This window comes from Heyndrickxia vini (assembly GCF_016772275.1).
In the GTDB taxonomy this organism is placed as follows: domain Bacteria; phylum Bacillota; class Bacilli; order Bacillales; family Bacillaceae_C; genus Heyndrickxia; species Heyndrickxia vini.
This window is the reverse complement of the sequence record NZ_CP065425.1, coordinates 376354-388397: the sequence shown is the minus strand read 5'-3', so window position 1 is coordinate 388397 and position 12044 is coordinate 376354. Positions and strand designations below refer to the sequence as shown.

General features: G+C 37.3%; 11 protein-coding genes. 2 read left to right on the top strand and 9 right to left on the bottom strand.

Features of this window, described 5'->3' with window-relative positions:
* Positions 1 to 101: 101 nt before the first annotated feature.
* On the bottom strand, positions 102 to 1445 hold the full coding sequence (locus I5776_RS02070; RefSeq protein ID WP_202778752.1) for a GntP family permease: 1344 nt from the start codon (positions 1443 to 1445) through the stop codon (positions 102 to 104).
* A gap of 357 nt (positions 1446 to 1802) precedes the next feature.
* Here I5776_RS02070 and I5776_RS02065 point away from each other — a divergent pair, with 357 nt between their 5' ends.
* Positions 1803 to 2663 (top strand): MurR/RpiR family transcriptional regulator, encoded by an 861-nt coding sequence (locus I5776_RS02065; protein WP_202778751.1) that lies wholly within the window; start codon positions 1803 to 1805, stop codon positions 2661 to 2663.
* Between the two features lie 48 nt (positions 2664 to 2711).
* Here the strand turns inward: I5776_RS02065 and lepB are convergent, their stop codons facing one another.
* The 8 genes from lepB to I5776_RS02025 all read right to left on the bottom strand — a co-directional run bounded on the left by lepB (position 2712) and on the right by I5776_RS02025 (position 11184).
* Positions 2712 to 3239: a signal peptidase I gene (gene lepB / locus I5776_RS02060; protein ID WP_202778750.1), complete on the bottom strand. Its 528-nt coding sequence runs from the start codon at positions 3237 to 3239 to the stop codon at positions 2712 to 2714.
* Positions 3239 to 3793, bottom strand: a complete 555-nt coding sequence (locus I5776_RS02055) for a hypothetical protein (RefSeq protein WP_202778749.1) — start codon at positions 3791 to 3793, stop codon at positions 3239 to 3241. Before I5776_RS02055 ends, lepB begins: the two co-directional genes overlap by 1 nt.
* Before the next feature lie 69 nt (positions 3794 to 3862).
* Positions 3863 to 4630, bottom strand: a complete 768-nt coding sequence (locus I5776_RS02050; protein WP_202778748.1) for a hypothetical protein — start codon at positions 4628 to 4630, stop codon at positions 3863 to 3865.
* A 30-nt stretch (positions 4631 to 4660) separates the two neighbouring features.
* Positions 4661 to 5068 carry a hypothetical protein gene (locus tag I5776_RS02045; RefSeq protein WP_202778747.1) on the bottom strand — a complete coding sequence of 136 codons (408 nt, stop codon included), beginning with the start codon at positions 5066 to 5068 and terminating at the stop codon, positions 4661 to 4663.
* Positions 5069 to 5360: 292 nt separating this feature from the next.
* Complete coding sequence (locus tag I5776_RS02040) at positions 5361 to 6977, bottom strand: long-chain fatty acid--CoA ligase (RefSeq protein WP_202778746.1); 1617 nt, start codon at positions 6975 to 6977, stop codon at positions 5361 to 5363.
* Between the two features lie 56 nt (positions 6978 to 7033).
* Positions 7034 to 8596, bottom strand: coding sequence for a fatty acid--CoA ligase (locus tag I5776_RS02035; RefSeq protein ID WP_202778745.1), 1563 nt, complete (start codon positions 8594 to 8596; stop codon positions 7034 to 7036).
* Positions 8597 to 8811: 215 nt separating this feature from the next.
* Positions 8812 to 9951, bottom strand: a complete 1140-nt coding sequence (locus I5776_RS02030) for a thiolase family protein (protein WP_202778744.1) — start codon at positions 9949 to 9951, stop codon at positions 8812 to 8814.
* Positions 9952 to 10038: 87 nt separating this feature from the next.
* Complete coding sequence (locus I5776_RS02025) at positions 10039 to 11184, bottom strand: acyl-CoA dehydrogenase family protein (RefSeq protein ID WP_202778743.1); 1146 nt, start codon at positions 11182 to 11184, stop codon at positions 10039 to 10041.
* A 169-nt stretch (positions 11185 to 11353) separates the two neighbouring features.
* Here I5776_RS02025 and I5776_RS02020 point away from each other — a divergent pair, with 169 nt between their 5' ends.
* Entirely contained in the window at positions 11354 to 12034 is a 681-nt protein-coding gene (locus tag I5776_RS02020) for a DNA alkylation repair protein (protein WP_202778742.1), read from the top strand.
* The last annotated feature ends 10 nt before the right edge of the window (positions 12035 to 12044 follow it).

The window sequence follows — 12044 nt, the reverse complement described above, 5'->3', positions numbered from 1 at the left end:
TATCCATACAGCCGTAAAAATTGTGAGATTTCCACAATTCCCTATTAAAAATCAACAATAGCCCACGTCAAAAATCTGACGTGGGACTTCTCATAAAATAATTATACAAAAACACTTAGTAATAACACGATTATAAGTGAAACAATGGAAAGCAACGTTTCCATAACTGTCCACGATTTTAATGTTTGGGACACACTCATATTAAAGAATTCTTTCACCATCCAGAAACCTGCATCATTTACATGGGATAAAATTAATGAACCTGAACCAATGGCCAAAACAATCAATTCTACATTGATACCATGTGCACTTGCAATAACTGGGGCAACAATCCCGACCGCAGTAGTCATTGCTACAGATGCTGATCCTGTCGCCACACGAATCAAAGCAGCCACTAACCATGCAAATAGGATGGGTGAAATATGTGTATTTGTAGCAAGATTAGCAATAGCATCCCCTACACCACTCGTAATTAATACATTTTTGAAGGCACCGCCTCCACCAATAACTAAAATAATTGTAGCCGTCGGTGCTAAGCACTCACCCATAAAGCTCGAAAGTTGCTTCTTATTAAACCCTCTTGCGTATCCGAGCGTAAAGAATGAAACAATAACTGAAATTAATAAAGCGACAATTGGTTTTCCAAGAAAAGTGCTCCATTCTGCAAGCACTTTGTTTTCATGCAATACACCGCTTATCGAACCAACTAACATTAAAATGACTGGTAATAGAACGGTGAAAATTGTTACCCCAAAGCTAGGTAATTTATTTGTTTCCTTTTTCGAAAATTGCTCTGACAATTGTTTAGACATTTCAATATGGCCAAGTCGTTTTGCGATAAAGGAGCCAAAAATAGGACCTGCAATAATAACGGAAGGAATTCCTACAATCAATGCATATAAAATCGTTCTAGCAACATTTGCATCTAATCCTTCCACAGCAATCATTGGTGCTGGATGTGGAGGAAGCAATCCGTGTACGGTCGATAAACCCGCAACCATCGGAATCCCAATTTTTAATATGGACATCCCCGATCTTCTTGCAACCGTATAAACTAGTGGAATTAATAAAACAAGTCCTACTTCAAAGAAAACTGGAATCCCAACGATAAAGGCAACAATCATCATTGCCCAATGGACTTTCTTTTCACCAAATTTATTTAGTAAAGTATTCGCAATTTGGTCAGCCCCGCCGGACTCAGCCAACATTTTCCCGAGTATCGTCCCAAGACCAATTATAACAGCAATGGATCCTAATGTATTCCCTACTCCATTCTGTATTGCATCCGCCACATCTGGAAGTTTCATTCCAGCTAACATTCCTAGAATAACTGACGTTAATAATAGTACAACGAACGGATGCCATTTTACTTTTGCAATCATAAAAATCAAAAAGATAATGGCTAATAATGTGTAGATTAATAAACTTATATCGTGGCCTGTCATTCTTAATTCCTCCAAATCTAGATGTTTAATATTATAGTGATTGTGTTCTCAATTTGAAGAAGCAATCGTTTACATTTTTTATGTAAAAAAAGAAGTCCTTATTAAAACGGTTTCATTTCACATGAGAGAAATATTTTTTCAACACAAATCTATTTTACGATAAATATTTTTTATTTCAATACTATACGTGAAAAAAATTTTCTTTTTCTATTAATCAATACAGAAAAAAATAGACTAGATGCACTCTTTCACTGAATCTACCAATACTTTACTAAAAAAAAATTCGAAACCGTTTACATTTCCTCTTTCACATATATTACAATAGGAGAAAAGACAGCTTAGAAAGGTGAAATATAAATGGGAACACAAATTCAAAAATTCCCTTGCTTACCAAGGATTCGCACGATGTATCCACAATTTAGTGAAAAGGAAAAAATAATAGCCGATTATATATTAGAACATCCTGAAAAAATTATTCATTCAACGATTAATCAACTCTCCGATGATTTATTTGTAGCGGATGCAACCGTTTTTCGTTTTTGCAAACGGATAGGGTTTAATGGCTTTCAATCAATGAAAATTGCTTTGGCATCAGAAGTTGTTGCACCGATTAAAAATATTCACGAAACGATTCAAGAGGATGATAACGAAAAGGAAATTGCTGAAAAAGTATTCAAAGCGAATATCCGAACATTAGAGGATACCCTTCATATTTTTAATGAAAACCGTTTTGCAGAAGCAATTGAACTAATAATTGGCGCAAGGAAGATTGAATTTTATGGAAACGGCGGTTCTGGAGTCATCGCTATGGATGCCCATCATAAATTTTTACGTACCGGCATTCAAACAGTGGCATATACCGATTCACACTTTCAAATTATGTCTGCTTCGCAATTAACCGATCAAGACGTGGTGATTCTTATTTCCCACTCAGGTTCTAATAAAGACATGATGGAAGTTCTAGATATCGCTAAAAAGAATGGTGCAAAAACAATCGGAATCACAAATTTTGCAAAATCGCCATTAAGCCAAAAAGTTGATATTCCGCTTTTTACAGCTTCTCAAGAAACAGACTATCGATCGGAGGCATTATCCTCTCGTATCGCCCAATTAAGTATAATTGATGCACTTTATGTAAATGTAATGGCGAAGCAAGATAATTTAGGGAAAGAATCACTGCAAAAAATGCGGGAAGCAATATCACTTAAAAAATTGTAAAACAAATAGAAAACCAACTATTTCTTAAGAAACAGTTGGTTTTCGTACTTAGAACATTTTTTCTCCAACAATATTCATTTCTGAGATAGTGCTGATGCTCGGGTCGCGGCTATCTAAACTTTCACCTGGCGTTCGATTATCTCCCATAATGAAGTATTTTCCTTCGCCTACAATTACCTCTGCCATATTATCAGGCACCCCTTGTATATATGGTTCATTCAATGGCTGCTTATTCAAATAAACTACGCCATCAATAATTTGTACCTTGTCATGAGGCATTCCAATAATTCGCTTTACGATATCGAATCCATCGGGATCTTTCACAACAACAATGTCCCCTCTTTCAGGTTGAAAAAAAATCTTGCTCACTATGAAAATGCCATGATCTTTAAGCGTAGGATTCATCGAGTGTCCATTCACTATTTTGACTGCAAATACAAAATGAGTAAGAAAATAGAGAAGGGCTAATATAATTATGAATCGAATCCAGCTAACCCAGCCTTTTTTCGTTGTTTGTGATGATTTATGTACATCTACCTCCAATTGAGGCAATTTTGCTCCATACAATTTCGCCATTAAGGTTGTTCTCCTTCTTCTACATTTGATTTATTCTCTTCAGAAGTAGATGAATCGTCCTTTACCTTTTTATCTGTTTTGCTGGAATCGTCCGGATTTGCTGTTTGCTTTTCTGAAGTTACACCATTCATTTCTTGTATCGCACCGTTCATAATCGTTTTCAGTTTCTCACTAATTGCTTCCTTTTCTTGTTGATTATCTATATGAATCGTAGAAATTAATTGATCGGTATATGCTCTAATTTCTGAGATTCGATCTTTTCTTTCTTGCAAAGCATAGTCGGTTAATGCCTGTTGGGATCTTCTTAATTCTACTTGCAATTCTTCTTTTAAACGTTCCTTTTGTGTCTCTTTCTCCGACATAATCGCCTGTTCAATCGAAGTAATCGATTCCGATCCTTTTTTATTAAACCAGTTAGTTAATAGTGTCGGAATATCTTGATCCGCAAATGCGACGCTAATACTACTGCCTATCATCAGGCTTAAAAAAAGAACTCCAATTAGAAGTTTTAATTTCCCCTTTTTCGGAATATGTTTTTCCTTTCGAGTAATCATTGTTCATTCCCTCCATTCATATAACCTCTATCAGAGTTCCAAGTAGAACTCTGATAGAGAGATAGTTTATTAGATTCCACCAACAACTGAATCCAATTCAGCTTTAGCTGCATTTTCAAGTTCTTGTGCTTTAGATGCAATTAGAGATTTTTGTGCTTCGAGTAGCTCTTCAGCTTTTTTGGTGATTAAGCTACGAAGTTCTTTGATTTTTGTATCAATAGCTAAATTGATTTTTGTCGTTGAATCTTCTGTATAGAAATCTAATTGTTTTTGAATTTCTAGCTTAGCTTCAGCAATTGCATCTTTTAATTCTTGTACTGCCTTGTCTTTAGATGTATTTAATTTTGTTGTCATCCCCGTTATGGCCTTTTTGCCCTCTGCATCGGTATAGTTCCCTAGATCTGTTTGTGCATATTGATAAGCTGCCTTCCCGGCGGAATTAATTTGGGCTTGAGCAAAAGCTACAATTCCAGCGAAAGCAGAATCCATTTCCTTCACAATTTTATCTTTTTGACCATTTAATTTATTGATATGACTTTGTTTCGCTGAATTTATCGCACCATTTGCCAAGTCTGTTTGAAATGTCTGTGCATCACTAATGTCAGAGCCTGTACCAGTTTTAATTGCATTATATTCCTTTTCTAATGCTGGTAATTGATCAGTTGCATGCTTAGTTGCAGCAGATTCAATTGTACTAGCCGCGGAGCCAAATTGTTTATCATACCATGCTTTTAACTGTGCCCCCGCATCCGTATTCGCAAATGCCGCGCCAACTCCTGATAATAATCCTAGTGTTACTACTCCTGTAACGATTTTTCCTTTAACTGTTTTCATCATTTTTATTAGCTCCCTTTTATATAATATTTTTTATTCTTCCTTCGTTAAGTTTGCTAGAATATCTTCGATGTTTTTTGTAATCTGTTTAGTTTCGTCTTGCACCTTTTGTTCGATGTATGTTTTCATTTGTTCTTTGCTTTGTATATTAATCTCTTCAGTGACAGTATGTAACTGATGCAGTTGAAGATCTTGGTGTTGCTTAATACTGTTCGTTGTTTCCTTTGTCTTGGTTCCTTTGTACTCTTCCAATTGTTCTGTAATATTCTTAGTTACATCTTTCAATTCCTTTTTAAAATTTTCTAAAGAACGGAGCAGCCCGTTCGTTGATGATGCACTAAGACTTTCAACCTTCTCCTTAAATTGACGGTCATACCAATTGGCAAGCTTTTCACCTGGGTCCAATAAGGCGTAAGTAGTACCTACACTGACAAAAATCAAACTAATAATAATTGTTTTAAAAACTCTTCTAATTTTTCACCGCCCTCCTTTTATGTTCGTTTGTTTGTTCTTTATAAAGAACCTTATGATGTCATTATAATTAGGAGTTATTTGAAAGGAAACCTCGGAATTCCATCTTTTTCCCTACTAAATACCTACTTTTCTCTATTATTCTAGTTAATACTGTGAATATCTTACTATTTCGTTCTTTTGATAGAACGTTTTTGTTCTTTTTGTGAAACAAAAAAAGATAACCGATACGTAGCCACTACGTATCGGTTATCTTTTATCATTAAATTTCAACAAAGTAATCCTTTAACCTTGATCTTAATTCCCTTTTTAAAAACTTTCCTACCGATGTTTTCGGAATTTCATCCAAAAGTAATATTTCATCCGGTAGCCACCATTTCGCAAATTGCGGAGCAATGAAATCTAGTATTTCTTGTTTTTCTACCTTGCCTTTAAAAGCATCTTTCAATACGATACATGCAATCGGTCGCTCTTGCCACTGGGGATGTGGTACTCCGACTACCGTTGCCTCAAATACTGCCTCGTGTGCCATTAATGCATTTTCTAAGTCAACTGAAGAAATCCATTCTCCCCCGCTCTTTATTAAATCCTTTGTCCGATCGACTAATTTCACATTTCCTTCTTCATCTACAGTAGCAACATCACCTGTATATAGCCAGCCATCTTTAAAAGATTCACTTGTTCGTTCATCCTTGTAGTATTCGTCCGCAATCCATGGGCCCCTAATTAATAATTCACCCATTTCTTTCCCGTCCCATTTGACTTCATTATCTCCTACAATTACTTTCATTTGTAGTCCGGGTACAAGTAAACCTTGCTTCGCGCGAATATTCATTTTCTCTTCTTCCTCTATATCCTCTTGATAGCTTTTTAGTGTAGAAATCGTTGCTAGTGGCGTTGTTTCCGTCATCCCATAGGCATGTGAAAATGGAATATTATATTTTTGCTCAAACGCTTTAATCATGGCCATCGGAGCTGCCGAACCACCACAAAGAATGCTTCTTAATGAAGAGGTATCATAGCGATTCTGTTCTAATTCATTTAATAATCCTAACCAAATTGTCGGCACCCCGGCAGTGACAGTAACTTTTTCACTTTCAATAAGTTCAGCAAGCAGCTTTGGCGTGAACATAGGCCCCGGTAAGACTTGCTTAGAGCCAAACCATGTAGCAGCGAAAGGCATTCCCCAAGCATTAACATGGAACATTGGCACAACCGGCATACAAATATCCTTTTCAGACATCGCGGTTGTATCTGCTAATCCTAGTGCATAGCTGTGTAATACAATCCCCCGGTGTGAATATACGACCCCTTTCGGATTCCCAGTCGTAGCAGATGTATAACACATTCCTGCAGGGTCATTTTCATTAATATCTTGTAGAAAGGAATGTTCCGGGTCACCAGCCTCAAGTAATCTTTCATACGAATATACTGGTTCTAATGTCGTCGCTGGTAATTTTTCTTGGTCTGTCATGATAATATATGCCTTCACAGTTTTAAGAGAGTCTTTTACCATTTCAACAAGTGGAAGAATATCCTCATCAATGAATAGAACTTGGTCTTCCGCATGATTAATTATATAGGAAATATGTTCTGGTGAAAGTCGTAGATTAATAGTGTGTAATACCGCTCCGATTCCGGGTGCAGCAAAATAAATCTCTAAATGGCGATGGTGATTCCAAGCTAATGTTCCAACCCGATCACCTTTATTCACTCCAAGTGTTTCTAAAGCATTGGCAAGTCTACGTGTCCGTTTACCGATTTCTTTATACGTAAAGCGATGAATCCCTGATAAAGTTCTTGAAACGACTTCTTTCTTTGGAAAAAATTTTTCTGCCCTTTCTAACAATGAACCTACTGTTAATGGCACCTGCATCATTTCACATTTCCCCTTTATCTATATATTTAATTTGATTACAAGTATCATTGCACTGCTCAGATGTTTTGAGATTCCTCATTTAACTGTTCCCTCAATAAAAACTTTTGAATTTTTCCGCTTGCATTTCTAGGTAAGACATCGCAAAATATATATTTTCTTGGTCGCTTATAATTTGCGAGATGGTCACTCATTTTGCACCATTCATCCAAGACGGCTTCGGTTACATTCGGTTCCTTTTTCACTACAAATGCAATCACAATTTCTCCCCAATGCTCATCGGGCCTTCCAATAACCGCTACATCTAACACGCCGGAATGTTCATAAAGAACATCCTCCACTTCGCGGGGATAAATATTTTCGCCACCCGAAATAACCATGTCATCCACACGATCTTTCACCCACAAATAGCCATCTTCATCTAAGTAACCAATATCACCTGAATGGTACCATCCCTTATATAAAGCATATTCTGTTGCCTCATCACGTTCAAAATAACCACCCATCATGCATGGACCTTGAACAATGATTTCTCCAGTTTCCCCTATCGGGACGATATCATCTGGGTCTGAAGGTCCGTTTTCATTCGGTTTCACAATACGAATGTCGTGATTTAAACACGCTTGTCCTGCAGAACCCGCCTTTGTTAATTGGTCGTTCTCTAAAAGAAATGAAATCGCCGGACCCATTTCAGTCATTCCATATGCTTGAACTAGTGAAATCCCTAATTTCTTGTGACACGCATGAACGAGAGTTGGTGCCATGGGTGCTGCACCGTAAAGTCCTAATACTAAGCTGTCTAATTTGTGATTTTTGAGATCCTCTTGTAAAAGCATATTCCACATCGTTGGCGCAGCAAAAAACTTAGTGATTTTTTCTTGTTCAATTAGTTGAAGAACTTGAGATGCATTAAATTGGTGGAGAATCGTATTATTAGCTCCCACATGAATTCTTGGAATGAGTGCACAGTGCAGTTCTGCACAGTGGAACATCGGTGCAGTGACTAGCCCATGATCATTTGCATGTAACTTCGTTGCACTTATAATAATAAGGCTTTGTTCAACAACTTCCCGATGCCGATGGATTACCCCTTTCGGTCGGCCTGTTGTTCCACTCGTGTACATAATAGCGTAAGTATCCGATTCTTTTATTTGGAAGTCTTCTAATGTTGTAGGTTCAGCTTGAATTTTCTCCTGATAGTCGGCAGCATAGGTTGGTGTTTGATCATCAATAAACCAAAACGAAATTTGAGGATAACGGTTTTCAATGGAGGTAATGGTTGATGCTAAAGCCTGTTCGAAAAGGACTACCTTAGGTTTCGCATCTTCTAAAATATATGCTACCTCTTCGGACATCAACCTAAAATTAATCGGATTAATTACAGCCCCAATCTTGGCGCAAGCAAAAACAGCTGTTGCTAATTCTTCATTGTTAAATAGAAACGTTGATACACGGTCACCTTTGCGAACCCCCTCATGGATAAGGGCGTTCGCTAGTTGATTTACGCGTTCACTCCATTCCTGATACGTAAATCTCCTGTTTCTTCTCACATCAAATAAGGCTTCTTTGTTCGGATATTTTTTCACAGTTAAATCGAAAAGCTTTCCAATTGTTGTGGACATAAACGAACCTCCCTAATTCTTTCATTTACTTCGTATGGATAGTTGTTATCAAATCCGCAGTCTGAATACACTACGCTTTCCGCGGGTGACCCGTGAGCCTGTCTAGTTCCGGCGGCTCTGTATTTATAAAATGTTTTCATCCTATAATCCTGAGGGAAAATATACGTTTTTCCTATAAACCTTTAAAAAGTAGCCTTATTAAACTGTTACCAAACTCACTCCAATCTTTCGATGATTGTTGCATTGGCCATCCCAAATCCTTCACACATTGTTTGCAAGCCGTAGCGCCCACCTGTCCGTTCAAGCTCATGCATCATTGTTACCATTAATCTTGCACCACTAGCACCAAGTGGATGGCCAAGCGCAATGGCCCCTCCATTCGGATTTAACTTTTTCGGATTAGCTCCTGTTTCTTTTAACCATGCTAACGGCACAGAGGCAAAGGCTTCATTCACTTCAAACACATCGATATCATCGATTGTCAATCCCGCTTTTTTTAGTACTTTTTTCGTTGCGGGGATAGGTCCTGTTAACATAAGTGTTGGATCGGAACCAACAACAACACGCGTATGAACTTTAAAACGAGGTTTCAATCCAAGTTCCTCCGCTTTTGAACGAGACATTAAAAGCAGCGCTGCAGCTCCATCACTAATTTGGCTTGCATTTCCAGCGTGGATGATGCCATCCTCCTTGAATGCAGGTTTTAAATTCATTAATACTTCAACAGATGTTTCCTTTCTAGGTCCTGAATCATGGATAATGACTGAATCCTGGCCATTTTCTATCGGTATAATTTCTCTTTGAAAATATCCTTCATATTGAGCATTTAATGCTTTTTGATGACTTTCATAGGAGAATTGATCCAAAACTTCTCTAGTAAAACCATATTTTTCTGCAATTCGTTCTGCTGACAGTCCTTGGTGGATCATTTCATATTTATTTGTTAGTTTTTCGCTAAACGGTGACCCTTGATAGTTAGACGCAATCGGAACCCTTGACATGCTTTCAACTCCACCAGCAACCACAACTTCCATGTCACCCGAAAGTATCGCTTGTGATGCAAAGTGAACTGCCTGCTGACTTGAACCGCATTGACGATCAATTGTTGTACCTGGAACCTCTAATGGATAACCGGCGATTAAAGCGGCAATCCTTGCAATATCACCTGCTTGTTCACCGGATTGAGTCACACATCCAAGAATGACATCGTCAATTAGGGATGAATCCAGTTTCGTTCGTTTAATAAGAGCTTTTAATGTTTCTGCCGCTAGGTCATCGGGACGAATATCCTTTAAGTCTCCCTTTTTTCTTCCGATTGGTGTACGAATCCCTTCAACAATCACGACTTCTCGCATGATTTACTTCCTTTCTCTTCCTCCCTTAAATGAGGACTTTTTGTACTTATATAAACGTTAAATCTGCCTATCTATTAATTTAGTCGACTATAATCCAAGATTCTTCGCAATAATTGTTTTCATAATTTCATTGGTCCCGGCGTAGATACTTGCTACGGGAATATCCCGATATCGTCTCGCAATCTCATATTCCTCCATATAGCCATATCCCCCATGGAGTTGCATACATTGAGTAGCAACATCCCTTGCCATTTCGGTCAACTTCCATTTTGCCATTGATACTTTCGTAACAATATCTTTTCCTTCAATGTGTTCAGAAATTAGTTGGTCTAAAAATGTCCTCCCCATTTCAATCTCTGTTGCCATTTCCACCAGTTTAAATTGGGTGTTTTGAAATTTACTTATTGCTTTTCCAAACGCTTTCCGAGACTTCACATAATCCAATGTTAGTTCTAACATTCTTTCGGTTGACACCTGTGCAGCAATCGCGACAATTAAGCGTTCCTGCTGAAGTTTTTCCATAAGATACGTAAAGCCCTTGCCTTCTTCCCCAAGTAAATTTTCCTTCGGGACACGACAATCCTCAAATATTAACTCAGCGGTGTCTTGCGCATGTAAGCCCACTTTATTTAACTTTCTGCCCCTTGTAAATCCCGGTGTATTTCTTTCTACTACAAGAAGACTCATTCCTTTATGGGGAGGAACCGCCTGTGGATTTGTTTTACATGCAACGATGACTAAATCAGCATGGATCCCGTTTGTAATAAATGTCTTTTGTCCATTTAATAGATAATGGTCGCCATCTAAAATGGCGGTCGTTTGGATATTAGCCAAATCCGACCCATAACCGGGCTCTGTCATTGCGATGGCTGTTATCGTTTCACCTGTCACACATGTAGGCAGCCACTTTCTCTTCTGTTCCTCTGTACCATATGATGTTAAATAAGGAATCACAATATCATTATGTAGACCAATACCAACAAGGCTCGATCCAACCCTTTCTAATTCCTCATTAATAATAACCGAAAAGCCCCAATCCACCCCATTCCCACCATATGACTCATCTACATCGGGACAAAGGAATCCTTGTTCACCCATTTTTCTCCAAAATGAGCGAGGAACAAGCCGATTTTCTTCCCACTCACCATAGTAAGGGACACACTCTTTCTGAAGAAATCGTCTGAAAGAACGGCGAAATATTTCATGTTCATCTTTCAAATATACATGGTTCATTTGAAGATTCCCCTTTTCTATGCCAATCGTACTATCTACTATTGTAACCGATTGCACGGATAATCGTTAGAATATTTTGACTTGATATCGGAAAAATTTTTCACTAGTTTAATTTACTAGTAAAAGTTGTATGATAGTAACAAACTAATTATGTCTAGGGGAGATTATTTTGTTACCTGTTAAAATAATAGAAGAATTAATAAAGGAAAGTGCTAACAATGATGAAGCGATTCAAATGGAAAGGTATATGAAAAACCATTTCAAATTTTTCGGAGCAAGAGCACCAGTAGTAAAAGGTATTTTCAAAAAGTTAATTACTGATTATACGATTCACCCCGATGAATTAAAGGAAATTGTTACGCACTTGTGGAAAAAAGATGAAAGAGAATATCAAACGATTGCTATTCTTTTTTTAAATCGCTATCAAAAGTGGTTAAAAGAAGAGGATATAGGATTAATCGAATACTGCATCACAAATAAATCTTGGTGGGATTCTGTTGATTCAATTGCTCCCAATGCATTCGGATATTATATGAAGACATATCCTCAACATATTCCTGAAATAGTTGAAGAATGGTTGTCTTCAAATAATCTTTGGCTTCAAAGAAGTATTTTATTATATCAACTAAAATATAAGAAAGAAACAGATGTTTCCATTTTATTCGATAGTATTTTACGTTTAAAAGATTCCAAAGAATTTTTTATCCAGAAGGCAATTGGTTGGACATTACGTGAGTATTCTAAAACAGATTCACAGAAAGTCATAGATTTTGTTGATTCAACCAATCTCGCAAATCTTAGCAAGAATGAAGCGTTAAAATGGATGAAATCCAAAGGGATAATCCAATAAATAATCCTAA